Genomic DNA, 23374 nt, shown 5'->3' with positions numbered 1-23374 from the left:
TTGAAGCTCAGGCCCTCGCGCCTCAAGAACATCCAGACCGCGTTGTGCGAGACCTTGACCCCGCGTGCGGCCAACTCATCCTTCAAACCGTGCAGCGTCAGATGCGGTGTCTCACGTATACGCGCCTCGATGAAGGCACGGTGCGGCTCCAGCAACCTCTTGCGATGTCCACCCATCTTGCCCGGCGCGACCGAGCCAGTCACCCGATGGCGCTGCAACAACTTCACCGCCGCCGAAACCGAAATGCCGAACCGTTTGGCGGCCGACCGGCGGCTCTCGCCACCCAAAACCGCCGCTACAACACGTTCGCGAAGATCATTGGAAAGAGGTCGGGTCATCCGATGCTGGCCTCCACTCCAGCCAGCATCTTGAATCACAAAACAGATAAATCTGGAATCCCCTTTGATTCCGTCAAAGGGGGAACCGCTCTAGACATCTTCTGGGACTTCGCACGCGAAATCGGAGGCGGCAGTCAACTCAGCACCAACCCGGGCATGTGTTCTGCTCGTTCCTGGCCCTCGTACTCAGCAAGGAACTGCGCCGCTCTGCCGAGCCAAAGGCCTGACGCCCGAATGGCAACCGCTCCTACGCGATCGCGACCGCCTCCAGGAAGCCCGAGACGCTCAATAGCTTTCAAGCAAAGGCGCCAGGCGAGATGCCTCCTGCAACATCATTTCCCGCATCCACAGGCTTGCCGGATCAGTATTGTGAAGCGCGGGCCATTGGACGGCCTCCGTGAATGCGGGATGAGGAAGTGGCGGCGGAAGTCCGACAATCCGCAGGGGTGTTGTTTTTGCGAAATGCTGCGCCAGCCGTAAGGGCATGGTCCCGATGCGGTTGGTGCCTGATAGGACGGGCGCGATCAGGCTAAAGCCCTGTACGACGACCTCGATACGTCTCTCGAAACCGTGCTCGAGCAAATACCACTCCTCCATGGTGGGCTGCCGGGTGTGCCTGAATTTGAGCACGACATGCCCCATCGACAAGTATCGCTCGAATGTAAGTGGCTCTGACAGCTGCTTGTTCGTGCCGCAGCCTACGCATACGAGCATATCTTCGAACAGGGCTGCGCGAGGATGTTTCGACATGAACACTTCCGGCATAATCAGAAAATCAACGTCGCCGCGCCGGAGAAGCTCCTCGGGGTCGTCGCAAATAGGCAGGCATTCGAAGCGGACGGCGGGAGCTTCCCGCGCAGTACGCTCTACGATCCTCTTAAAAAGCACGAGCGTGAGGTAATCGGAAAGCATGATTCGGAAGAGACGATCCGATTGGGCTGGGTTAAAGGCGTCGGAGGAAATAATCGATAGCTGGATGTGCAGCAATGCGTCCCGGACTGCTGGGGCAAGCCCCTCCGCGCGCGGTGTCAAAATGAGCTCGCGGCCGTTCATCGTAAATAGCTCATTGCTGAAGTAGGCGCGTAACCGAGCGACGGCGGCGCTCATGGCCGGCTGGCTCAGGTTAATACTGTTGGCCGCGGCAGTGACTTTACGCTCCCTGATCAGAGCGTCCAGCACAACGAGCAGATTCAGATCCAGCCCCTTAAACCGCATATCCTGATCTATCCAGCGTGTGGATGGGCATCATCTAAACAATCAATTTTACGAATTTACGAACCATGCATTAGAGGAACGTAAATGACCGACGTCAAGCTCAAATCGACGGCGCCGCGACGGGCGGGAACATCGAGAGAGCTCATTGGCGAGCCCCACCGGCTGGCTCACCTTCGCTAACGACAACGGTTGAGTGCAGCCAACAACGCCGCCGCTTTGGCCGGGTAATGCGGCCCGCAAGAAACTATTTTGAAGAGAGGTCCTGAATGCGCCCTCAGGTGCAGTGGAAATTGTGCTGGGAAAACGAGTTGCAGCTCTCGGACCACGTCGAGCTCGCCCAGTTCTTTCGTAATACCTACGGGCCGACTGGGGCGTCCAACGCAGAACCGTTCGAAGGTAGTCGAAGCTGGGCCGGAGCCAGGCCTGAACTCCGCGCAATCGCCTATGATTCGAGCGGTGTAGCGGCTCACATGGGCATACTGCGCCGTTTCATCAAGGTTGACGCGGTCGATCTGTTGGTGGCTGAGCTGGGCCTGTACGGGGTACGTCCGGATCTTGAGGGTCTCGGAATCGCCCATTCAATCCATGTCATGCTTCCAATACTGCAGGAGCTTGGCGTTCCATTCGCTTTCGGAACCGTCCGGGACGCGCTGCGGAATCATGTTGAGAGGTTCGGGCGGCGATACAGCCCTATGGCCGTTTTGTCGGGAATTCGCGTGCGCTCCACCCGACCAGAGGCGCGCCTCGACCTGCCGCCCACACGCATCGATGACGCACTCACCATTGTTCTGCCAGTTGGACGGCCGATCAGCGAATGGCCCACGGGCACGATGATCGATCGGAACGGACCAGAGCTATGAGCCGTCCCGATTGCTTGTACGAAGTGCGCCGTGAGTGCTCTGACGGCACCGGCCGTCGCAGCGTTTATCTGACGTTTGACGACGGTCCCAATCCACTTTTCACACCGGAGATTCTGGATGTGTTGGCAGAGCAGCGGGTGCCGGCGACTTTCTTCGTCATCGGCGCCTACGCCTTAGAGCACCCGGATCTAATCCAACGAATGTTTGCAGAAGGGCACGAGCTAGGCAACCACACGATGACTCATCCGGATCTGTACAAATGCGGCTTCGGCGAAGTGCAACGTGAGATCTTTGAAGCGAACGGCGCCATCATGAGGGCGTGCCCTCAGGCCTCGGTGCGCTATATTCGCGCGCCCTACGGGGCCTGGAGCGAAGAAGTCTTCACAGCGTCACAGATCGCCGGGCTGACGGCCCTCCATTGGTCCGTCGACCCTCGAGATTGGTCTCGCCCTGGGGCCGACGCGATTATCGATACCGTGCTCGCCTCTGTCCGGCCGGGCGCAATCGTACTCTTGCACGACGGATGCCCTCCCGGCGAGTTGAGCCAGGGCGCTCACGCCGGTCTGCGCGACCAGACGGTCACGGCGCTGTCCCGGCTGATTCCAGCACTTCATGAGCGCGGATTTGTAATCCGCTCACTTCCTCAACATCACTGAACAAACGAGATCCCATGACTCTTCTTGGTACAACCAGCACTGTGGCCATTTCGCTTTATGCACTGCTCTCGACTGCTTATAAGAGCATGCAGGGGATTTATGCTCTGCCGACAAACGACTCATCGGCGTTGGAGGATCTCGTCGGCTCCGATCAACTGCCCAGCGTGGATGTCATCGTCCCCTGCTTCAACGAGGATCCGCGCACGCTTTCAGAGTGCCTGGCGTCCATTGCAGACCAAGAATACGCCGGAAGACTTCGGGTCTATGTGGTTGATGACGGTTCTGGAAATCGCGAAGCCGTAGGAACTGTCCACGAAACCTACGCGCGCGACCCTAGGTTCGACATCATTTTGCTTCCCGAGAATGTTGGAAAGCGCAAGGCGCAGATCGCCGCGATACGCCGCTCATCCGGGGATTTGGTGCTTAACGTTGATTCAGACACGATACTCGCGCCCGACGTCATCACCAAGCTTGTACCGAAGATGCGAGATCCAGCGGTCGGCGCAGTCATGGGTCAGTTGATTGCCAGTAACCGGAGCGAGAGCTGGCTGACAAGGCTGATAGACATGGAGTACTGGCTGGCTTGCAACGAGGAGCGCGCGGCACAGGCTCGCTTCGGTGCCGTTATGTGCTGTTGCGGCCCATGTGCCATGTACCGCCGGTCTGCGCTCCTTTTGTTACTGGACCAGTACGAGTCGCAATTTTTTCGGGGCAAGCCAAGCGACTTCGGGGAGGATCGCCATCTCACTATCCTCATGCTGAAAGCAGGCTTTCGAACCGAGTACGTTCCGGGCGCCATCGCGGCCACAGTCGTTCCGAACAGACTCGGACCGTATCTGCGCCAACAACTCCGTTGGGCACGAAGCACATTCCGGGACACGCTGCTTGGGCTGCGCTTGCTGCCCGGCCTCAATAGCTATCTCACGTTGGACGTGGTCGGACAGAATCTCGGGCCGCTACTCCTCGCCCTATCGGTACTAACGGGCCTCGCACATTTCGCACTGACAGGCACTGTGCCTTGGTGGACAGGACTGATGATTGTGTCCATGACCATGGTCCGATGCAGCGTGGTAGCATTTCGTGCTCGACAGTTTCGATTTCTGGGCTTTTCCCTGCACACGTTCATCAACATCTTTCTCTTACTTCCCTTGAAGGCCTACGCGCTGTGTACATTGAGCAATAGCGATTGGCTGTCGCGAAGCTCTGCTGTCGCTACATCGAACACTGGGGGAAAACAGGCCCCCGCCCAAACTCCGATCACTGGATCAAGCAGGGCAGAATTCTCACCGCATGCGGCTCCGCTTCGCAGGCTCAATCTTGCGCGGATTCTTCGGGATTAGCGCTGTCGAGCAACATCTGCGGCGACGAGTGATCGCTAATTACCTAGGTGGACGAGAGGTGGACGAGTTTGACCCAGAACATGAATCATCAGTTGCTCGATCGGGAATTGGCCGCAGACGATCCGTGGCGCCTCGACGGCAATCCGTTCGAGCGGGAGCGCCACACGCAAATGCTCCAGCTGGCGCTTGCCCAAGGCTCCATTACAAATGCCCTCGAAGTCGGGTGCGCTGCCGGCGCATTCACGGAAAAACTAGCTCCCTACTGCCAAGGGCTCACCGTCATCGATGTGGTGGCGCAAGCGATTGCTCGAGCACGTCAACGGATAAAGGAGCCGTCGCGCATCAACTGGATAGTCTCCGATGTTCAACAGTTTTCGACCGACGAGTTGTTTGACCTGATCGTTGTGGCGGAGGTCCTATACTACCTCGAAGACATAGCCGAGATGCGCGCGGCCGTCAAAAACCTGGTGCGGGTGCTTGCGCCAGGCGGGCATCTGATCTTCGGATCGGCAAGGGATGCTAATTGCCGTCGCTGGGGTCACGCCGCTGGTGCTGAGCCGGTCATCGCCATGCTGAACGAAACGTTGATCGAGGTAGAGCGTCTTGAGTGTCGGGGCGAGTCGGTCAACGAAGACTGCTTGCTCGTCCGTTTCCGGAACCCGCTTTCCGCTTCCTGATGAATCGAATCTATCGCCGTTAACGTGGAGACACTATGCGCATCTGTGGTACCAAGCTGACCCATGATGGGGCGATCGCCCTTGTCGAGGATGGACGGCTCGTCTTCTGCGTTGAGCAGGAAAAGCGGCACAACAATCCGCGTTATCACACCATCGATAATCTCGACGCAATTGTCGCCGCTTTGGCGGAACAGGGGCTAAATCCTTGTGATGTCGATCAGTTCGTTATCGACGGCTGGGATGGCGAAGACGAGTCACAGTTTCAGGTCCGGCAGGCAACCAAGCAACCGCCAGTCTTGGCGTCCCTCTCGGTAAAATGAACCCATGTCCATGGTAGCGATCGATCTTACCGACGTAAGCAAAACTTATGACAAGCTCGTTGTCGACAGACTGTCGTTCCGCGTTGCGGCGGGGGAATGCTTCGGGCTCTTGGGACCGAACGGTGCGGGGAAAAGCACGATTGCGCGTATGGTCCTCGGCATGACATCGCCTGATGCGGGCAAGATTACTGTGCTCGGCGCTCCAGTGCCGGCGCGCGCGCGTTTGGCACGTATGCGCATCGGCGTGGTCCCGCAGTTCGACAATCTTGATACCGCGTTCACTGTACGCGAGAACCTGTTGGTGTTCGGGCGCTACTTCCGGATGAGCAGACGCCAGATCGAAGCGGTCATACCATCGCTGCTTGAGTTCGCCCGCCTCGAGAACAAAGCGGATGCGCGCGTCGCCGAACTGTCCGGCGGCATGAAGCGGCGCCTGACGCTCGCGCGTGCGCTGATCAATGACCCGCACTTGCTGGTGATGGACGAGCCGACCACCGGCCTCGATCCGCAGGCCCGTCACCTGATCTGGGAACGGCTGCGATCGCTGCTGGCGCGGGGCAAGACTATTCTTTTGACTACCCATTTCATGGAAGAGGCCGAGCGGCTGTGCGATCGGCTGTGCGTTATGGAGGAGGGGCGCAAGATCGCCGAAGGCCGCCCGTCCGCACTCATTGACGAGCAGATCGGCTGTGACGTGGTCGAGGTCTACGGCGGCAATCCGCATGAACTGGGTGCGCTGATCCGGCCGTACGCACACCGCATCGAGGTGAGCGGTGAGACGCTTTTTTGCTATGCACCCGATCCGGAGCAGGTGCTGGTGCAGCTACGCGGGCGCGCGGGTCTGCGCCTTCTGCAGCGTCCCCCCAATCTCGAGGATGTGTTCTTGCGGCTAACCGGGCGCGAGATGGAGGACTGAACAATGGGCGAACGTTATGCGGCGGCCATGCCCGCCAATGCGTGGAATTGGGTCGCGGTTTGGCGCCGCAACTATCTTGGATGGAAGAAAATCGGGCTTGCATCGGTTCTCGGCAACCTCGCCGATCCGATGATCTATCTGTTCGGTCTCGGCTTTGGCATCGGAACAATGATAGGTCCTGTTGAGGGCACTTCGTACATTGCGTTTCTCGCGGCTGGCATGGTTGCCACAAGCGCGATGGCATCGGCGACTGCTGAAACGGTTTACGGGAGTTTCGGCCGCATGGACAACCAGCGCACCTGGGAAGGAATGCTATGCACTCAGCTGACGCTCGGCGATATCTTACTCGGCGAATTGGCGTGGGCAGCCACCAAGGCCCTGATGGCGGGCACAGCAATCACTGTTGTTGCCACCACGCTCGGCTACACATCGTGGCCATCCATCCTCTGCTTGCTGCCAGTCATCGCTCTCAGTGGCCTCGCCTTCGCGAGTCTAGCGATGGTCGTCACGGCGCTTGCGCCCAGTTATGAATATTTCATATTTTATAATACGCTTGTTATAACACCCATGCTGTTCCTTTGCGGCGCGATGTTTCCGGTCAACCAATTGCCCGGCGCTTTTCAGGACGTCGCCTCCTTGTTGCCGCTCGCACATGCAATTGACCTCATTCGTCCGGCGATGCTTGGCCGTCCGGCCGGCAGCATGGGCCTGCATATCGGCGCGCTTTGCATATACACGGTTTTGCCGTTCTTCCTATCGGTTGCTCTATTTCGTCGTCGGCTGATGCGTTGACGCTACTCACCATTCGAAAAATTGATTCTTTGGGCGATACCCATCCACGCGTCGGATAGGTCAATACATGCGTTTTAAGGGACTCGATCTAAATCTCCTGGTTGTGCTGGACGCTTTGATCAGGGAGCGTAAAGTCACCGCCGCGGCCCGCAGTATTAACCTGAGTCAGCCGGCCATGAGCGCCGCCGTCGGTCGGTTACGCGCCTATTTCAGCGATGAGCTATTTACGATGAACGGCCGCGAACTCATTTTGACACCGCGCGCGGAGGGGCTCGCCACAGCAGTCCGGGAGGCATTGCTGCACATCCAGCTGTCGATTATTTCCTGGGACGCCTTTAACCCGGCCCGATCGGATCGTCGCTTCCGCATCATCCTTTCCGATTACCTCACGCTCGTATTTTTTAAGAAGATCGTAAAGCGTGCTGCGCGGGAAGCTCCCGCCGTCCGCTTCGAATGTCTGCTTATTTCCGACGACCCCGAGGAGCTTCTCCGGCGCGGCGACGTTGATTTTCTGATTATGCCGGAAGTGTTCATGTCGAAACATCCTCGCGCAGCCCTGTTCGAAGATATGCTCGTATGCGTAGGCTGCGGCACGAACAAGCAGCTGTCAGAGCCACTTACATTCGACCGATACTTGTCGATGGGGCAGGTTGTGCTTAAATTCGGGGACACCCGGCAGCCCTCCATCGAGGAATGGTATTTGCTCGAGAACGGTTTCGAGAGACGTATCGAGGTCGTCGTACAGGGCTTTAGCATGATCCCGCCCCTTCTATCAGGCACCAACCGCATCGGGACAATGCCCTTACGGCTGGCGCAGCATTTCGCAAAATTAACACCCCTGCGGATTGTCGAACTTCCGCCGCCACTTCCTGCCGCATTCACGGAGGCCGTCCAATGGCCTGCGCTTCACAATAATGATCCGGCAAGCCTATGGATGCGGGAAATGATGTTGCAGGAGGCATCTCGTATGATTACCCCGCCTAAGAGCACCGGACGTCTCAGTTGTCGGCCGACGACCCCTCGGTTATGAGAGGAGGCATGGATGGCGATTGGGATTGGGCGATTCCTGCATTGTCGAGAACGATGCAGGGAGAGCAGATCCTTCAGCCTGAAGAGGTGGCAACGATGCTGCGGCTGCATGAGCTTGGCTGGGGAATGAACCGACGGGCGAAGGAATTCGGGTGCGCGCGCAACACGGTGCCTCGGTATCTAAGCGAGGGCGGGACTGTTCCGTTTCGCAAGCCTGTGCGGCCGACCGCGTTTGACGGACCGGACAATTGGCTGCGGGAGCGCTTCTTCCCCCATGGCTCGGGCTGGATGACGATCTCGACCCGCTCCAGATGCGCCGGGAACGCCTTGCGCGGTCGCGCAGCACGTCGCGGCTCGCCTGTCGGTCTTGCGGCCTCGAGCTCGGACTCAATCGCGCCGAGCCCGGTCTGGATTTCGAAGGCGAAGGCCTGCTGGGCACGTTCGAGCTTCTCGGAGCTGCGACCGAAGCGGCGCGCTCCAGCTGCTTGATGATCCCATGAAGGTCGGCGATCTTCTCCTGGGCACGCTCGTTGAGTGTCGCCATCCGGACGATCTCGGCCTTGAGTGTTTCGCTCCGGAGTTGTTGCAGTTCGGCCTTCTCCGCCGCCATGGCGACGAACATCGCCTTGAGCGGATCGATTTCGTGGGGACGGGCCGAAGCGCTTCTCGTCATGACGCCGACAGGAGCTTATTTTGCACGGCCTGAGGCCCGCCTTTTGCGCCTGAGTCACTTCGCCACGGCCTATCCGGCCGACGTCGGACGCCGTCTCCGTTCGGCTCAAACGCGCCAGTCCATGCCTTCGACGAGCGCCATCAGTTCCGCGCGGCAAGCCGGATCACGCCGTTCTCCACCGGCGGCCAGCGGAACTTGTCCTCGTCCAGCGCTTACGGTGCGGGTATGCCGGCGTCGAGCAAACAGAGAGAAGTTTGGGGCCGAACCAGGTCGGCCCCGTTACGAAGTGTTGTCCTGGTGGTTTGAGTGTCGAATCTTCAGATCGATTGCTTGGGCGACCAGCGTCCCCGCCGCCAGCGAGCCCGCAACTGCTCAGCAGAAGGGCGAAGTGAACGTGAATGCATCCATTTCGTAAATGTGTGTCTATCCAAGCAATCGATTTCTCTAATTATCCGATGAGCAATATGAACGCGTCAGGCAGGGTGCATCATTAGGAGTATTTTCGATGGCAAAGATTATCGAGGGTGGCCCGGGTGCCGAAACACTCATCGGCACCGAGCTTGACGATTGGATGGAGGGTTTCCAGGGCGGTGACTGGATTGACGGTCGTGGCGGCAACGACGAGATCTCGGGTGGCCCGGACAGTGACCGACTCATCGGCGGCAAGGGTAACGACCGCATCTTCGGCGGAGATGGCTGGGACGATCTCTCCGGCGACAACGGCCGCTTCAACCCGCGCGTCTCCGGTGAGGACAATGACAGGCTCAGCGGCGGTCCCGGCCAGGATGTCCTCTACGTGGGTGACGGCCAGGACACGTTGACCGGGGGCACCGACAGTGACACGTTCGTGTTCCAGTTCCACAATCCGGTGCCTGGGGTTGTCGGGTCGAAGTCGGACATTACCACTATCACCGATTTCAACCCGACGGAGGATAGGTTCGCCTTCGATGCGGTGGGCCTCTACAACGACGGTTTTGGCGCGAACTTCGTCAACAACGCCAGCATACAGTCCGGCTACCCGGTGAGCAGCTTCTACAGTGGTGCGGCCTCGGGTGCGAACGGCGAACACGTCGTGGTGATCACTGGCGAATCTTTCAACTCTGCTTCTGAAGCCGCGAGTGCGATCTCCGGCGAGCACGCCGGCGACATCATTGTCTACCAAAGCAGCTACAGCGACAGAGTCGCAACTCTGGCCTATGTCACCGCCGAGAACAACGGGCATGAGTTCGCCCACCTGGGCGGTGTGGTCACCGTGGCCGACCTAGGCCTGACCGCGTCGGACTTCACCTTCGTTTGATCCAGAAAACCCATACGGAACAGCGCCCCGCCCCCCTGGGCGGGGGCTTTCCGTCTCCGCTACTTGCGATGGGCCGGGGCGCCCGGGAGCAGTCGCAGCGTGTACAGCTTGACGAAGCCCTGCACGTCGCGCTGGTCGTACACCGAAATCTCCCTGAACGCGTGGAGGCGGAAGCCTGTTCGGGCCCTTGCGGCCGGCCACGATGACGTTGCCCTTCCAAACCTTCAGCCGGACGGTGTTGTTGTTGACCCGCTCCATTAGATGCCAAGCCAAACATATTCGGCGGGAGCACTGATCCTGAATCAGCGAGTCGGTTGCCGCTCGGGGAGCAATATAGGGAGCTGGGTCGCCAGATCCTCACGGAGACCTACGTGAGTAACCATTCCTTGAAGGATTCAGCTTTGAGACCTTTCCCTCTGACTTCCGCTATTTGGGGAATTCTGTTGATCAGCGGCGTGGTCAACGTGCTTGCGCTGATCTCGCCGCTGTTCATGCTTCAGGTCTACGACCGCGTTCTGGCAAGTGGCAGCGTATCGACGCTAGTGGGGCTCGTCGTGCTTGCTGCAGGGCTTTATGCGTTCCAATGCCTGCTCGACGTTTTGCGCGCCCGCGTGCTGCTGCGGATTGGCGAGCGTTTCGATGAACAGTTTTCCGGATGCGTTCACGATGCGATCGTTCGCCTTCCGCTTTTAACGCGCATGCCGGGCGACGGCTTGCAGCCGCTTCGCGACCTCGACAATATTCGCGGATTCTTAGGTGGAAACGGTCCGACAGCGTTCTTCGATCTGCCATGGATGCTGCTTTATCTTGCCATTTGCTTCCTCCTTCATTTCTGGATCGGCATGACGGCACTTATCGGGGCGATCGGTCTCACATCTCTGACACTTCTTACCAACACTCTCTCGCAACGGCCGATACGCGAGACCATTGCCCACGACATGGTGCGCAATGGCCTACTGCAAGCAGCGCGTTGCAATGCCGAGGTCGTGCAAGCTCTCGGTCTCGGAAAGCGGATCGCTGCCCGATGGCACAAGGCCAATGCCGAGTATCTGGCCGCCAACCGGAAAGCTGGGGACGTGGCAGGTGGGCTGGGTGGCATTGCAAAGTCGTTGCGCGTGCTGCTGCAATCGGCCATTCTTGCCGTCGGCGCGTACCTTGTCATCAGGCAGGAGGCTACGGCCGGGGTCATGATTGCCAGTTCGATCATGATGGGGCGTGCGCTGGCTCCGGTCGATCTGGCCATTTCAAGCTGGAAACCCTTCCTCATGGCGCGCCAGGGTTGGGCGCGGCTGGAGGACCTCCTGGGAAAGGTTCCTGAAACCGCTCCTGTTATGCCAATGCCTGCACCTGAACGCGAACTCCGCGTCGAAGGCGTGACAATCGTTCCGCCCGGCGAAAGGAAGCCGACCGTGACCGGCCTTGCGTTTGCCGTTCAGGCGGGAAGCGCACTCGGGATCATCGGTGCATCGGGTTCGGGCAAGTCGACACTCTCGCGCGCCATCGTCGGCGCATGGACGCCGGTCGCCGGAAAGGTTCGCATCGACAGCGCAAGCCTCGATCAATGGGACCCGGAAGCGCTAGGCCGTCATATCGGCTATTTGCCGCAAGGTGTTGAACTGTTCGACGGCACCATTGCCGAAAACATCGCTCGTTTTGAAGATAATCCTGACCCTGAGGCTATTGTCACCGCGGCGAAAGCAGCGGGCACGCACGAACTGATCCTCCGATTTGAGCACGGCTACGAAACTCCGATTGGTGAGGCCGGATCGGCACTTTCCGCCGGGCAGCGCCAGCGTATCGGTCTTGCCCGTGCTCTTTATCGAGACCCTTTCCTTGTTGTGCTGGATGAACCCAATGCCAATCTCGATGCGGAAGGCGAGGCTGCGGTCGTCAAGGCGATCGCCTCCGTGCGCGGGCGCAAGGGCATTGCGGTTGTCGTCGCCCATCGGCCGAGCGCCATCCGCGCCGTGGATTTTGTGTTGGTCATGGAAGGTGGACGGCAGCGAGCATTCGGTGCGCGTGATGAAGCGCTTTCCAAAGTCTTGAAGAGGGCAGCGATGGCACCAGGCGCTGGCGTCAAGGCCATCGAGTCTACACAGGATAACGTGGGAGAGCGCGCTGACATGGAGGATCCCGGTGGCCGGCATTCATCAGAATAATGACGTTTCCAGCTCCATTCGCCGGCATCTGGTGGCGGGCCTTCTGGCGAGCGTGATCTTTGTTGGAGGAGCCGGAGCCTGGGCGGCCTTCACGAATCTCTCCGGTGCGGTTGTCGCGTCCGGACACTTTGTCGTCGATTCCTATGTGAAGAAGGTGCAGCACCCGACCGGCGGGGTGGTGGGAGAAATCCTGGTGAGCGAAGGTGATAAAGTAAAAGCCGGCGACATCCTCATGCGGCTCGACGCCACCCAGACGCGCGCCACTCTCGCTGTAGTCACCAAGCGGCTCGATGAGCTGGCCGCCAACCTGGCACGACTCGAAGCTGAGCGTGACGATCTGGCGGAGATCGCCTTCCCGGACTGGCTGCTCGCCCGCAGAGATGTTCCGGACGTAGCTTCGGCAGTACATGGCGAGACGCGGCTGTTCGAATTCCGCAGACAATCCCGCGACGGAAGGCAGGCGCAGCTAGCGGAACGCATCACTCAATATGAGCACGAGATCGAGGGGCTCAAGGCGCAGGAAATCGCTTCTGAGAAAAGCACCGAGATTCTCCAAAAGGAAATTGCTGCCCTGAGTGGGCTGCGCGACCAAGGCATTGTCTCGGACCAACGCTTGAACAGCCTGAAGACGCAGGTTGCCACTTTCGGCGGCGAACGCGGTGAGAAGATTGCACATCAGGCACAGACGGCAGCCCGCATAGCCGAAACGCGCCTCCAGATCCTGCAGATCGATCCGGATTTCAAGACGGAAGTCGGCCAGGAGCTCAGAGAGGTTCAGGCGCAGGTTGGGGAGTATGTTGAGCGCAAGGTGGCGGCTGAACAGGAACTGCGACGGATCGATATTGTCGCGCCGCAGTCAGGCGCCATTCAACAACTCGCAGTTCATACGGTCGGAGGAGTGATCACGCCCGCCGATCCGATTATGCTAATCGTGCCGGAAGGCGACGATCTTGCGCTTGAAGCACGAATCACCCCGAAGGACATCGACCAAATCCAGCTTGGTCACAAGGCCGTGCTGCGGATGTCAGCCTTCAATCTGAGGACCACGCCGGTATTGAACGGATATGTCAGCCGGATCGCAGCCGATCTGGCGACGGACGAAAAAAACGGCGTTTCGTATTACCTGGTGCGTCTGTCGGTTCCGCATGCGGAACTGACGAAGCTCAAGGACCTGACGCTCGTGCCCGGCATGCCGGCCGAAGCGATGATCCAGACGGGCGAGCGTACGGCGCTTTCTTATTTTGTGAAGCCGCTGTCGGACCAAATCAGTCGCGCATTCCATGAGGAATGAAAGTAATCCACAGAAATATTTTGTTTGTATTCTTGTTGGTTGTTACGCATGCATGAGAGTCATAACCGTCTGAAAACACAGCCATGCTTTCCTCAGTTGGATTCCGCCTCTGACTCAGATTCGTGGTTCCGCGGTCATTTTGCCCTTCCAAGTCGCCGACCATTCAGTTCTTGGCCTCGAGCGCATTAAGATACCCATCATCGTACACAAAGGCTGGAAAAGAGTCCGGTGTCTTGAGCGATCCTAGGTCTGGAGACCTAGGGTGAGCCTGCAAGCACAGGGCTAGGACATGATTGAGCGTCTGCAATATTCGGACAGGTACATAGGAAGACAGGCAGGCGTCAAAAACGCGCTTTCAACGCGCTAAACCGATGCTACGCACCCCGAGCGTCTTGCCGCCCTCGCTCCCGCCGGTAGGAATCAATCGCGAGCAGGCTGCGACGTTCATCGGCGTAAGCTCAACGACCTTTGATGAAATGGTCCAGGACGGCCGGATGCCGCAGCCACGAATGCCGAGCAAGGGGCGCATTGTTTGGGACGTCGAGGAACTTGTATTGGCCTTTCGAAAGCTCCCTCACCGCCAAATCGGAGGAGCACCAAAGCTTGACGAAGATTCGCCGCCACTAGACAATCCTTGGGATCGAAAACCACGAACATGACGGATGAGCCCGTGAAAATCGATCTTAAGGGCGTAGTGAAGGACACTGATCGCCACGGCAATGATCGGTACTATTTTCGCGCACCGGGTCGGAAGAAGGTCCGGCTCCGTGAACCGACCGGCAGCGACGAGTTCCTCGAGGAACTGCGCTGCGCACGCGCCGAGGTCTCTTATGTTCGGCCCGGCACTCTTCCCGAGATTTGCCGGCGCCTCCCCAAGCCTTCCGAGCCAGCGAAGAAAGGCACGTTACTGTGGCTTTGCCAGGAGTATTACCGTCGGGGCGGCACGGAAATCACCCAAGACACTATGGCGCGCCGACGAGCAATTCTGGAGCGCGTATGCGAATTACCTCATCCCCTCGAAGGTGACCCGGATCCTCAGTATCCCACCAAGGGATCTCTGCCATTCGCCGGTATGAAACGGTCTCATGTTAAGGAGATCAGGGACACCAGGCTCGACGCCCTTGGCGCCGCAAACAATATCGTAAAAGCCATCAGCGCGATGTTTGAGTGGGCAAAGGACACAGAGATTCCGGGCGTCGACTCCAATCCCGCCCGCGGCATCAGACGGCTGAAGAGCGGCGACGGCTGGCACCCATGGGACTTGTCGGAGATCGTTCAATATGAGAAGCGGCATCCGCTGGGTACCGCAGCCAGACGTGCGCTCTCGATCTTCATGTTTACTGGCCTGCGGTTGTCGGACGTCGCGATCTTCGGTCGACAGCACATCACGCTCGTCTACAATGAGGAGACCGAGCAGTGGGAGAAGTGGATCAGAATCAAGCCTGGGAAGACCAGTCGTAACAAGGATGCGGTGTTAGTAGAGCTCCCGCTGCTGCCCGAACTAGAGGCGGAACTTGAGCACACGCCCTCCGACCAGATGACATTCCTGGTCAATGAATATGGTCGCCCGTTCTCGGAGAACGGTCTAGGCAACAAGATGCGCCAGTGGTGTGACCAAGCTGAGCTGCCGCACTGCAGTGCTCATGGAATTCGCAAGGCCGGCGCGACGATCGCCGCTGAGAACGGCGCGACCCACGAGCAGCTGAAGGCGATATATGGGTGGACGACGTACCAGCAGCCCGACCACTACATCAAGAAAGCGCGTCGCCGGAAGGTAGCGAGAGCGGCGAAATACCTGCTGGTTATCGATCGAAAAGAGAACAAAATTGTCCCACTTTCTGAGGGGGTTGAAAGAGGTGGGACAAAAATGGCCAAAAAATCCAATTAAATCAACGGCCACAAAAGCCAATGGTGGGCCCGGAGGGACTCGAACCCCCAACCAAGCGGTTATGAGCCGCCGGCTCTAACCATTGAGCTACAGGCCCCACGGCGCTGGATTAGTGATTTTCCCTGAACCGCACAAGGCTTTCCGAGGGCTTTCCGAGCAGGCGTTCCAAGGGGGCTGGCAGAGATCGCCCAAATCAGCCCATATTGATAACCTATTGCACGTCGCCCATTGGACGCCGGCCAACACTCGGCTGTCTTGGGATCCCAGATCGAGGAGATTTCATGACCAGACGTATTTTGCCCCTGGCGATTGCCGCCGCAATCGCATTTCCGGCGATCGCGGCCGCCGCCGATTCGCCACCGCCGCCGCGTATCGTTGTCACCGGTGAAGGCGAGGCGGCGATAGCACCCGATCTGGCTCTGCTGACGCTCAGCGTCATGCGCGAAGCCAAGACGGCACGTGCAGCGCTCGATGCCAATAACGACGCCATGGCCGCAGTGATCGCTGCCATGAAATCGTCCGGCATCAAGGAGCGCGACCTGCAGACCGCGGGCATCCAGATCAATCCGCGCTATAACTACGCCAACAAGCCCGACGGCAGCCAGGAGGCCGAGCTTGTCGCCTACCAGGTGACCAACACGCTTTCGGTGCGCATCCGCGACATCGACAAGACCGGCGACATTCTCGATAAGGCGGTGTCGCTCGGCGTCAACCAGGGCGGCGGCATCTCCTTCTCCAACGACGATCCGGCGGCAGCCGTCACCGAGGCGCGCAAGAAGGCCGTCGCCAATGCCATGGCCAAGGCCAAGACGCTGGCCGAAGCGGCCGGCGTCGGCATCGGCCGGGTCTTGGAAATCACCGACCAGAATTTCGCACCACCGCCGATGCCGATCAACGCCAAGGCATTCGATGCCGCCGGTGCGTCGGTCCCGGTGCAAGCCGGCGAAAATTCCTATACCGCACAGGTGACGGTGACTTTCGAATTGAAATGATCATCGCTTGCAGCATGAAAAACCCAGGAGGATCGATCCTCCGGGGTTTTTTGAGCCGCGCTTTCCGTCCTGGCGGAAAGGGCTCCGCTACTCTACCGGCTGCAAGTCAGCCGGCCGCAGGCCCGAAGACCTTAGCGATAGATGATCGGACAGCCGCGCTCGTTGGCGAATACGATCACGACGCGGTCGCCATACTGGCGGCCGGCGACCTTGACCGTGCGGCGGTTGATGTCGATGATGCGGGCGCGGTGCAGGCCCATGCGTTCGGCCTTGTCGATGGCACGCTCCGGCGAACAGGACCGGCGCCAGCCGCCATGACGACGGTGTTCGCGATAGTAACCATCATCTTCGTCGCCGGTATAGACGCCGACGCGCGGATCTTGGTTGTTGCCGAAGCCGAGATAGATGCTGTCAGCATGAGCGGGGATGGCAGCAAGCGTGCCAAGGCCGACAAGAGCCGAAAGAGCCGCCGTCTTGATGGTGTTGAACATTGTCTTCTCTCCTTGTTGAGGGTTTCCACACGTTTTCGTCGAACCGATGGGAGGAGAATGCACCTGTCTGTCTGAATTTTTTGCGAACCGGCCGTTCATCTCCAGTTCATAAGGCAGAACCGGAATAGTCTCTCGCTTCTGGAACCGGTGTTATGGACGGCGGTGCTGCATAGGGTGGGCATGGTGGATGGACAACGTCCGTTTTGCCGTCGTTCCGGATTCTCGATTTCGCGGTAAAATCCTAAGGCTCGTCCGCGAGCATATGGTCGAAATAGTCGTCCGGCTCGGCAAGGTCGGTCTCGCTGGCGCTGACCCGGCCGCGCATCGAGATGCCGGCCTCGTGCACGGTCTCGTCGCTTCCAGACACCAGCCTGTGCCACCAATAGAGGTCGCGGCCCTCGGCGACCAGCCGGTAAGCGCAGGTCTTGGGCAGCCAGCTGATGGTGCGCACATTCTGCGGCGTCAGCCCGACGCAATCCGGAACACGCGCCAGCCGGTTGGCATAGTCGGAGCAGCGGCAGCTTCCAGCGTCGAACAGCCGGCAGCCGACGCTGGTCCAGTAGATCTCGCCGGTGTCCTCGTCTTCGAGTTTGGACAGGCAGCATTTGCCGCAGCCGTCGCAGAGTGATTCCCACTCGGCCGGGGTCATCGCCTCGAGCGTCTTGGTCTTCCAGAACGGCTTTTCCATCGTCGGCATGTGGCCCTCGGACGCTTCAAGGTCAAGCACGGCAACCGTGCACCCTCGTCCGAACGATACGCCGGGACCATACGCCGGAACATACGCCAGGACCATACGAATGACATGAAGTCGCCTTCAAAACGCCGGTCAATCGCCCTGTGCCACAGCTAGAACCTACAAACAGGAACCAAACATGGTTGCTGAAAGTTTGGGCAGGGATGGGACGCCACAAGGAGTGTTTATGATGAAACGCCAACCACGGATTCTGGCAGGCACGGCGCTTGGCCTGTTGATGGCGTCCGCGCCGCTAGGCGCGTTCCCGCTGCAAGGCAATGCCGCATTCAGCCCCGTGCAACGCACCGCAGCGCCGTTCATCCCAGTGCAATCGAGTTGCGCCGAGGGCGAGTCGGCGGAGGCCTGCGCGCAAAGCCAGCAGGCAGAGCAGCCCAGAAAGAAGAAGCGCGACCAGCAGCAGCAAACGGAATCCGCTCCGGCCGAGCAGGCGGCTCCAGCCGAGTCCGAGCAACCCCGCAAGAAGCGGCGCAATCAGCAGCAGCAAACAGAATCCGCTCCGGCCGAGCAGATCGCTCCAGCCGAGTCCGAGCAACCCCGCAAGAAGCGGCGCAATCAGCAGCAGCAAACAGAATCTGCTCCGGCCGAGCAGATCGCTCCGGCCGAGACCGAGCAACCCCGCAAGAAGCGGCGCAATCGGCAGCAGATCGAAGCGGCCCCATCGGAACAACCGGCCGAGCAGGCAGCGCCGGCAAACGACAACCAGCCCAACATCAATCCGCGCAAGAAGAAGCAAAAACAGAACCAGCAGATCGAGGCTGCCCCGGCAGAACAGGCTCCGACTGTCGAGCCCGGACAAAAGCCGGGCAAGCGCAAGAAGCCTGCTGAATTGACCGGACCCGCCACGGAGCCGGAAGGCCAGCCGGCGCCGACCAATAAGGAAGCGACCCCACAGGCCCAACCGGCTCCGACCGAGCAGCAGGCCGCTCCCGTCCAGGGCGAACAGCCCCAGGACAAGATCAAGAAACGTGGCAAGAGGCCTGTCGGCGAACAGCCGGTGACAGGAGAGCAACAGCCCTCGACCGGCGAACAGCCTTCGACTGGCCAGGCCGCGCCTGTCCAGGGTGAAAATCCGGTCCAGGGTGAAGCCCAGGCCAATCCGAACGAGGCACCTGTTCTGGACAGCCAGAAGGATGTCTTGCGCAAGCGCAAGGGTGGCAAGGAGCGCGGCCAAAATGCCGGTAAGCAGCAGGGCAACCAGCCCGCCCAGCAGGGCGAGAACCAGGTGGAAGCCCCGAAGCCGGCTCCGGTCGAGGAGGGACCGCCACCTACCGACGACAAGGCGGCCCAGCAGGCGATCAAGCCTGAAAAGATCGTTCCGGTGACGGAGGAAAAGGGCAAGCGTGTCGAGCGTGCGCCGGACATCGAGGATGTTCGCCGCCGTCCGCGCCCCCAGGGCACCAACGTCGTCAGGGAATTCGGCGACCGCGTCATCCTACAGTTCAACAACCAGACGTTCGTCGAAAGCAGCGATGCCCCGCGCATGCATCGTGGCGCCAGGAATGTCTATTATGAGGACCTGTCGGGCGATCGCACCCGGGAAATCGTCGAGCGCGACAATGGTGTCCGGATCGTCACCATCCGCAACCGCTACGGCGACGTCATCCAGCGCTCACGCATCGCGCCCGACGGCCGTGAATATGTGCTGAGCTATGTCGACGAGCGGAACTATGATGATGATGCAGACTGGCGCGACCCGGGCGACGACCTGCCGCCGATGCGCCTTACCATCCCGCAAGAGGAATACATTCTGGATTCCGAAGAGGTCGAGGATCCGGACGACTACTACACCTTCCTCGAACGGCCGCCGGTCGAGAGGGTCCAGCGCCTCTATTCGATCGACGAGGTCAAGCGCTCGGCCCGCGTGCGCGACATCGCCCGCCGCATCGACCTCGACACGCTCAACTTCGAATTCGGTTCGGCCTCGATTTCCGACACCGAGGTCCAGAAGCTGGAGGGTGTTGCCAGCGCCATGGACAAGCTGCTGAAGAAAAACCCGGCCGAGAGCTTCCTGATCGAGGGCCATACCGACGCTGTCGGCACACCGGAAGCGAACCTTGCTCTGTCCGACCGCCGCGCCGAGGCGGTCGCCGAAGCCTTGACCAACGCCTTTGGCATCCCGCCGGAGAACCTGACGACGCAGGGCTATGGCGAGGAGTATCTCAAGGTCAACACGTCGGGACCCAACCGCGAGAACCGCCGCGTCGCCATCCGCCGGATTACCCCCCTGGTAGCGCCGGTGGCCAGCGCCCAATAAACCGCAATGTGAACCGCGCGATTTGATCAACAATTGAATCGCGCGGTCATCAATCTTGAAACGCGCGGTTACCCATCCCAGATTCTGGAAAGGGCGTTCCCTGCCCTGTCCCGACTCCAGCGGGACACACGAGCCCCGCCGGTTCCCCTCCCCGGCGGGGTTTCGTTTTTTTGAAACCTTGCAAACCGCCGCAGCCTGCCCGAAATACGGCGCTCCGACAACGGAGCCCGAATCGCCGCATGAAGCGCCTCGAACTCGCCATCGAATCGATCATTCTCGCCTCGCGCTGGCTGCTGGTCGCCTTCTATCTCGGACTGGGTGCGGCACTTGCCATCTATGCCGTGTCCTTCGGCAACAAGCTGTTCGAGTTCGTCTCCGTCGCCTTCACGCTCGATGACACCGACACCATCCTGAAAATACTCGGCCTCATCGATGCCGCGCTGGTCGCCTCACTGGTGGTGATGGTGATCATCTCGGGTTACGAAAACTTCGTCAGCCGCTTCGATGAAAATGATGGCAAGGTGCATTGGCTGGGCACGATCGATGTCGGCTCGCTGAAGGTCAAGGTCGCCTCGACAATCGTAGCGATCTCCTCGATCCACCTCTTGCAGGTGTTCCTGAACTCGGTCTCCTACACGACTGACCAGCTGATGTGGCTGACCATTATTCATCTGGCCTTCGTTCTGTCGGCACTGATGCTTGCCTATATCGACCGGCTGATGGGTCTTGGCAAAGCCAAGAAAGCCGAAGACTGAGCACGCGTCTGTGCCGGTCTTTTGAGAGATACTTCTGTAGCGAGATACTTTCCGTCAGTAGATACCTTTGATTTTGGTATCCGACCGGCCGAACACCTCGTCCGGCACAAAAAAGTCGCCGGCGAGCGGGCCTGTCGCACCCGGCGCATAGGCCGAGAAATCGCTGACGCCCTCAGCGCGCAGCACTTCTTCGTCAATGTAGAAATTGCCGGTCGCCTCACGCGACGGCCTGACCAGGATGGCGTATGCCGCATCGGCCATGATGTCGGGCGAACGGCTCATCGCCGCCACCGTCGCCCCGCCCAGGAGGTTACGCACCGCCGCCGTGTCGATGGTCGAGATCGGCCATAGCGAATTGACCGCAATGCCGTCCCTGGCGAACTCGGCGCTCATGCCCAGCGTGCACATCGACATGCCGAACTTTGCCATCGTGTAGGCGACATGGTTCTTGAACCACTTGGCCTTCATGTCGAGCGGCGGCGCCAGATTCAAGATGTGAGGATTTTCCGCCAACCTCAAGTGCGGAATGCACATTTTGGAGACGAGAAAAGTGCCGCGCGTGTTGATCTGGTGCATCAGATCGTAGCGCTTCATATCAGTCTCCAGCGTGCCGGTGAGTTGGATGGCACTGGCGTTGTTGACGCAGATATCGATGCCGCCGAACCTCTCCACGGTCTTGGCGACCGCTTCGGCGACCTGTTCTTCATCCCGAATGTCGCACAGCACCGGCAGCGCCTTGCCGCCGGCCTGCTCGATCTCGTGCGCCGCTGTGTAGATCGTCCCGGGCAGCTTCGGATGCGGCTCGTCGGTCTTGGCCGCGATCGTCACATTGGCGCCATCGCGCGCGGCGCGCAGCGCAACCGCCAGCCCGATGCCGCGCGACCCGCCGGAGATGAAAAGCGTCTTTCCCTTGAGCGACATCCTTGCGCCTTCCTTCAACATGAAAGACACGATCCTTGCGCGGCTGAGAACCGCCGCGCAAGGCCCAACACACCGGATGCGGGTTACGCTGCGTCGGCCTTGAGACGAGCTAGACCAGCACCAGGCCCTGCCGCATGGCGATGGCAATCGCATCGGTGCGGTTGGCGGCACCGAGCTTCGTCAGGATCGCTGCGACATGGAACTTCGCCGTATGCACGGAGATGTTCAGCCGCCGCGCGATGACCTTGTTGGGGGCGCCCTCGGCCAGCAGCGCCAGCACCTCGCTTTCCCGCGGCGAAAGCGTCGGCCGGACGATATGCTCGTCAGTCGGTTCCTCTTCGAACCGGTCGCTGTCATGGAAGGTCAAATCGTGATGCCGATCGGATAGAGCATGGCTGTCGCGCGAAATCCGGTAGGCCGCAGCCGCGAGCCGCGCGGCGGCGGCGATCAGCAACTCGTCCGCTTGCACGGGCAGCACGGCAAACACTGTATCGGCCGGCCGTTCGCGGGCCGCTCGCGACGATAGCAGCACGCGAGGCATAGCCGCGTCGACGAGCCCGCCTTGTAGCCCATGATCATCGACGATGGCGACATCCGCCGCCTCACGCCCGTCGACTTCGCCGGCCAGAACCGGCCGCAGATCATCGGTCGCGGCGAGAACGGCGGACAGACTTCGCGCGCGCTCGACGTCACCGAGCGCGATCAGCACCGTCAGCCGTCTGCCAGCGACCTCGCCGCTTACCATCTATCCCTCAGCTCAGTGGCTTTTCACCGATGGTCAGGGAAACCTCACGGTTCTCGCCGCCGCGCACCACGCCGAGTGTGACCAAGGCACCGGCGCTGTCCGGCCCGAGCTTGCGGATCAGCTCGCGCGGGCCATGCACCGTCTCCGCGTTCCACGACACGATGATGTCGCCGAGACTGAGACCGGCTGATTTCGCCGGCCCGTTATCGTCGAGGCTCATCACCATGGCGCCCTGTGTATCACCATTGCGGACCGGATGCAGGCCGGCGCCAAGATAGCCGCGCGCCACATGGCCCTTCTCGCGCAGCGTCGTGACTGCCCGCTCGATCGTTTCGTAAGGCATGACCAGCGCCCGCCGGCGTGGCCCGAACAGCAGCATGCCGATCAGTCCACCCTTGGCGTCGAGCACAGGGCCACCCTCGAAACGGCCGCCGGCATTGACGGCAAGGTTGATGCGCCGGTCGATCGTGCCGCCGCGCATTGAACGCCAGGCCGGGCCGACCTCGCCGACCGTGCCGAAGGTAGCGAGCGAGGTGCCGTCGCTATTGCCCGCCACGACCGCCAGATTGCCCGGCCGCACCGCATCCGCCTTTACCAGTGACGGGGCGCCCGGCGCGCCGGCCGGTTTCAAAACGGCCGTGCCGGTGGACGGGTCGCGGCCGACCAGTTCCGCCTTGACGGCTTCGCCCGAAGAAAACGTCAGCTCGATCTCCTCGCCGGCCTCGACCGCCTCCTCGGCAGTGACGAAATAGCCGTCCCGCCAGTGGAAAGCAGTTGACGTCCGGTGGTGCGTCGCGAAGCTGGCCGTCGCTGGTGCCGCGGCTGCCGCGATGTCGGCAATGGCGTCGGAAAACGTGCTCAGATTGAAATCGCTCATGATTTATCTCCTGGGTTCTTCGTGACCCAGATATCGCCCGGCAGGACGTTGGCGGATACTCGCCTGACGGCTAGTTTGGGCATGTGACTGGCCATCTGGTCAGGTCGCGGCCGGTCCGGCCGCTCCGCACATAT

At 60.2% G+C, this 23374-nt stretch carries 21 protein-coding genes, 1 tRNA gene and 4 pseudogenes; 17 read left to right on the top strand and 9 right to left on the bottom strand.

The features are described from left to right. Positions 1 to 338, bottom strand: a pseudogene (locus tag NKI97_RS28100) (IS630 family transposase); the annotation flags it as partial. Positions 339 to 623: 285 nt separating this feature from the next. Then, positions 624 to 1553 carry a LysR family transcriptional regulator gene (locus NKI97_RS28095; protein WP_352457033.1) on the bottom strand — a complete coding sequence of 310 codons (930 nt, stop codon included), beginning with the start codon at positions 1551 to 1553 and terminating at the stop codon, positions 624 to 626. A 266-nt stretch (positions 1554 to 1819) separates the two neighbouring features. Between NKI97_RS28095 and NKI97_RS28090 the strand changes: the two genes are divergently transcribed. From NKI97_RS28090 to NKI97_RS28050, 9 genes and pseudogenes are all read left to right on the top strand, one after another. Next, positions 1820 to 2413, top strand: a complete 594-nt coding sequence (locus NKI97_RS28090; protein ID WP_352615318.1) for a NodA family N-acyltransferase — start codon at positions 1820 to 1822, stop codon at positions 2411 to 2413. Next, complete coding sequence (gene nodB, locus NKI97_RS28085; RefSeq protein WP_352615317.1) at positions 2410 to 3069, top strand: chitooligosaccharide deacetylase NodB; 660 nt, start codon at positions 2410 to 2412, stop codon at positions 3067 to 3069. The genes NKI97_RS28090 and nodB overlap by 4 nt, the downstream gene beginning before the upstream one ends. 14 nt (positions 3070 to 3083) lie before the next feature. Then, on the top strand, positions 3084 to 4409 hold the full coding sequence (nodC, locus tag NKI97_RS28080) for a chitooligosaccharide synthase NodC (protein WP_352837775.1): 1326 nt from the start codon (positions 3084 to 3086) through the stop codon (positions 4407 to 4409). Between the two features lie 80 nt (positions 4410 to 4489). After that, positions 4490 to 5086: a nodulation methyltransferase NodS gene (gene nodS / locus NKI97_RS28075; RefSeq protein WP_352450799.1), complete on the top strand. Its 597-nt coding sequence runs from the start codon at positions 4490 to 4492 to the stop codon at positions 5084 to 5086. A 35-nt stretch (positions 5087 to 5121) separates the two neighbouring features. Continuing rightward, positions 5122 to 5367 (top strand): annotated as a pseudogene (locus tag NKI97_RS28070) (carbamoyltransferase N-terminal domain-containing protein); the annotation flags it as partial. 43 nt (positions 5368 to 5410) lie between these two features. Further along, entirely contained in the window at positions 5411 to 6322 is a 912-nt protein-coding gene (gene nodI / locus NKI97_RS28065; protein WP_352710397.1) for a nodulation factor ABC transporter ATP-binding protein NodI, read from the top strand. Between the two features lie 3 nt (positions 6323 to 6325). Then, positions 6326 to 7114: an ABC transporter permease gene (locus NKI97_RS28060; protein ID WP_023719312.1), complete on the top strand. Its 789-nt coding sequence runs from the start codon at positions 6326 to 6328 to the stop codon at positions 7112 to 7114. Between the two features lie 67 nt (positions 7115 to 7181). Continuing rightward, on the top strand, positions 7182 to 8144 hold the full coding sequence (locus tag NKI97_RS28055) for a LysR family transcriptional regulator (RefSeq protein ID WP_352516375.1): 963 nt from the start codon (positions 7182 to 7184) through the stop codon (positions 8142 to 8144). An 8-nt stretch (positions 8145 to 8152) separates the two neighbouring features. After that, positions 8153 to 8419, top strand: a pseudogene (locus NKI97_RS28050) (hypothetical protein); the annotation flags it as partial. Between the two features lie 29 nt (positions 8420 to 8448). Here the strand turns inward: NKI97_RS28050 and NKI97_RS28045 are convergent. Continuing rightward, positions 8449 to 8607: pseudogene (locus tag NKI97_RS28045) on the bottom strand (IS66 family transposase); the annotation flags it as partial. A 32-nt stretch (positions 8608 to 8639) separates the two neighbouring features. Between NKI97_RS28045 and NKI97_RS28040 the strand changes: the two are divergent. The 5 genes from NKI97_RS28040 (at position 8640) to NKI97_RS28020 (ending at position 15451) form a co-directional block, all read left to right on the top strand. Continuing rightward, complete coding sequence (locus NKI97_RS28040; protein WP_352811373.1) at positions 8640 to 8849, top strand: hypothetical protein; 210 nt, start codon at positions 8640 to 8642, stop codon at positions 8847 to 8849. A 472-nt stretch (positions 8850 to 9321) separates the two neighbouring features. Continuing rightward, positions 9322 to 10113 carry a calcium-binding protein gene (locus NKI97_RS28035; RefSeq protein WP_352837774.1) on the top strand — a complete coding sequence of 264 codons (792 nt, stop codon included), beginning with the start codon at positions 9322 to 9324 and terminating at the stop codon, positions 10111 to 10113. A 386-nt stretch (positions 10114 to 10499) separates the two neighbouring features. Next, positions 10500 to 12272 carry a type I secretion system permease/ATPase gene (locus NKI97_RS28030; protein WP_352837778.1) on the top strand — a complete coding sequence of 591 codons (1773 nt, stop codon included), beginning with the start codon at positions 10500 to 10502 and terminating at the stop codon, positions 12270 to 12272. Next, on the top strand, positions 12250 to 13563 hold the full coding sequence (locus NKI97_RS28025; RefSeq protein WP_352566043.1) for an HlyD family type I secretion periplasmic adaptor subunit: 1314 nt from the start codon (positions 12250 to 12252) through the stop codon (positions 13561 to 13563). The genes NKI97_RS28030 and NKI97_RS28025 overlap by 23 nt, the downstream gene beginning before the upstream one ends. 670 nt (positions 13564 to 14233) lie before the next feature. Next, positions 14234 to 15451 (top strand): tyrosine-type recombinase/integrase, encoded by a 1218-nt coding sequence (locus NKI97_RS28020; RefSeq protein WP_352837772.1) that lies wholly within the window; start codon positions 14234 to 14236, stop codon positions 15449 to 15451. Positions 15452 to 15472: 21 nt separating this feature from the next. Here NKI97_RS28020 and NKI97_RS28015 read toward each other — a convergent pair. Beyond that, positions 15473 to 15548, bottom strand: a tRNA-Ile gene (locus tag NKI97_RS28015). A gap of 184 nt (positions 15549 to 15732) precedes the next feature. Between NKI97_RS28015 and NKI97_RS28010 the strand changes: the two genes are divergently transcribed. Beyond that, a complete protein-coding gene (locus NKI97_RS28010) occupies positions 15733 to 16443 on the top strand; it encodes an SIMPL domain-containing protein (protein WP_352750593.1) in 711 nt (236 codons plus the stop codon). 131 nt (positions 16444 to 16574) lie between these two features. Here NKI97_RS28010 and NKI97_RS28005 read toward each other — a convergent pair whose 3' ends face one another. Beyond that, positions 16575 to 16934: a hypothetical protein gene (locus tag NKI97_RS28005; RefSeq protein ID WP_023678277.1), complete on the bottom strand. Its 360-nt coding sequence runs from the start codon at positions 16932 to 16934 to the stop codon at positions 16575 to 16577. 241 nt (positions 16935 to 17175) lie between these two features. Beyond that, positions 17176 to 17622, bottom strand: a complete 447-nt coding sequence (locus NKI97_RS28000) for a YcgN family cysteine cluster protein (protein WP_023678278.1) — start codon at positions 17620 to 17622, stop codon at positions 17176 to 17178. A gap of 235 nt (positions 17623 to 17857) precedes the next feature. Between NKI97_RS28000 and NKI97_RS27995 the strand changes: the two genes are divergently transcribed. Together NKI97_RS27995 and NKI97_RS27990 are read left to right on the top strand one after the other, a co-directional pair. After that, positions 17858 to 19942, top strand: a complete 2085-nt coding sequence (locus NKI97_RS27995; protein ID WP_352450731.1) for an OmpA family protein — start codon at positions 17858 to 17860, stop codon at positions 19940 to 19942. 239 nt (positions 19943 to 20181) lie between these two features. Further along, positions 20182 to 20697 carry a TIGR00645 family protein gene (locus NKI97_RS27990; protein ID WP_352450730.1) on the top strand — a complete coding sequence of 172 codons (516 nt, stop codon included), beginning with the start codon at positions 20182 to 20184 and terminating at the stop codon, positions 20695 to 20697. Between the two features lie 54 nt (positions 20698 to 20751). Here NKI97_RS27990 and NKI97_RS27985 read toward each other — a convergent pair whose 3' ends face one another. The 3 genes from NKI97_RS27985 to NKI97_RS27975 form a co-directional block, all read right to left on the bottom strand. Beyond that, the gene (locus tag NKI97_RS27985; protein WP_352837777.1) at positions 20752 to 21618 is read right to left on the bottom strand and encodes an SDR family oxidoreductase; all 867 of its coding nucleotides are present in this window, start codon (positions 21616 to 21618) and stop codon (positions 20752 to 20754) included. A gap of 109 nt (positions 21619 to 21727) precedes the next feature. Further along, on the bottom strand, positions 21728 to 22363 hold the full coding sequence (locus NKI97_RS27980; protein ID WP_352837769.1) for a helix-turn-helix transcriptional regulator: 636 nt from the start codon (positions 22361 to 22363) through the stop codon (positions 21728 to 21730). A gap of 7 nt (positions 22364 to 22370) precedes the next feature. Further along, positions 22371 to 23240 (bottom strand): S1C family serine protease, encoded by an 870-nt coding sequence (locus NKI97_RS27975; RefSeq protein WP_023678283.1) that lies wholly within the window; start codon positions 23238 to 23240, stop codon positions 22371 to 22373. Positions 23241 to 23374: the final 134 nt, after the last annotated feature.

Origin of the sequence: Mesorhizobium sp. M0296 (assembly GCF_040321675.1) — a bacterium.
Taxonomy (GTDB): domain Bacteria; phylum Pseudomonadota; class Alphaproteobacteria; order Rhizobiales; family Rhizobiaceae; genus Mesorhizobium.
Note: the sequence above shows the minus strand (reverse complement) of the source record. Positions and strands in the feature narration are given on the sequence as shown.

What these genes read in the sequence shown, in the direction of transcription:
- NKI97_RS27980 (WP_352837769.1), bottom strand. Translation starts at nt 22,363, where the DNA reads ATGGTAAGCGGCGAGGTCGCTGGCAGACGGCTGACGGTGCTGATCGCG.
- NKI97_RS27995 (WP_352450731.1), top strand. Translation starts at nt 17,858, where the DNA reads ATGAAACGCCAACCACGGATTCTGGCAGGCACGGCGCTTGGCCTGTTG.
- NKI97_RS28010 (WP_352750593.1), top strand. Translation starts at nt 15,733, where the DNA reads ATGACCAGACGTATTTTGCCCCTGGCGATTGCCGCCGCAATCGCATTT.
- NKI97_RS28000 (WP_023678278.1), bottom strand. Translation starts at nt 17,622, where the DNA reads ATGGAAAAGCCGTTCTGGAAGACCAAGACGCTCGAGGCGATGACCCCG.
- NKI97_RS28040 (WP_352811373.1), top strand. Translation starts at nt 8,640, where the DNA reads ATGAAGGTCGGCGATCTTCTCCTGGGCACGCTCGTTGAGTGTCGCCAT.
- NKI97_RS27990 (WP_352450730.1), top strand. Translation starts at nt 20,182, where the DNA reads ATGAAGCGCCTCGAACTCGCCATCGAATCGATCATTCTCGCCTCGCGC.
- NKI97_RS28060 (WP_023719312.1), top strand. Translation starts at nt 6,326, where the DNA reads ATGGGCGAACGTTATGCGGCGGCCATGCCCGCCAATGCGTGGAATTGG.
- nodC (WP_352837775.1), top strand. Translation starts at nt 3,084, where the DNA reads ATGACTCTTCTTGGTACAACCAGCACTGTGGCCATTTCGCTTTATGCA.
- nodS (WP_352450799.1), top strand. Translation starts at nt 4,490, where the DNA reads ATGAATCATCAGTTGCTCGATCGGGAATTGGCCGCAGACGATCCGTGG.
- nodB (WP_352615317.1), top strand. Translation starts at nt 2,410, where the DNA reads ATGAGCCGTCCCGATTGCTTGTACGAAGTGCGCCGTGAGTGCTCTGAC.
- NKI97_RS27975 (WP_023678283.1), bottom strand. Translation starts at nt 23,240, where the DNA reads ATGAGCGATTTCAATCTGAGCACGTTTTCCGACGCCATTGCCGACATC.
- NKI97_RS28035 (WP_352837774.1), top strand. Translation starts at nt 9,322, where the DNA reads ATGGCAAAGATTATCGAGGGTGGCCCGGGTGCCGAAACACTCATCGGC.
- NKI97_RS28055 (WP_352516375.1), top strand. Translation starts at nt 7,182, where the DNA reads ATGCGTTTTAAGGGACTCGATCTAAATCTCCTGGTTGTGCTGGACGCT.
- nodI (WP_352710397.1), top strand. Translation starts at nt 5,411, where the DNA reads ATGTCCATGGTAGCGATCGATCTTACCGACGTAAGCAAAACTTATGAC.
- NKI97_RS28090 (WP_352615318.1), top strand. Translation starts at nt 1,820, where the DNA reads ATGCGCCCTCAGGTGCAGTGGAAATTGTGCTGGGAAAACGAGTTGCAG.
- NKI97_RS28005 (WP_023678277.1), bottom strand. Translation starts at nt 16,934, where the DNA reads ATGTTCAACACCATCAAGACGGCGGCTCTTTCGGCTCTTGTCGGCCTT.
- NKI97_RS27985 (WP_352837777.1), bottom strand. Translation starts at nt 21,618, where the DNA reads ATGTCGCTCAAGGGAAAGACGCTTTTCATCTCCGGCGGGTCGCGCGGC.
- NKI97_RS28095 (WP_352457033.1), bottom strand. Translation starts at nt 1,553, where the DNA reads ATGCGGTTTAAGGGGCTGGATCTGAATCTGCTCGTTGTGCTGGACGCT.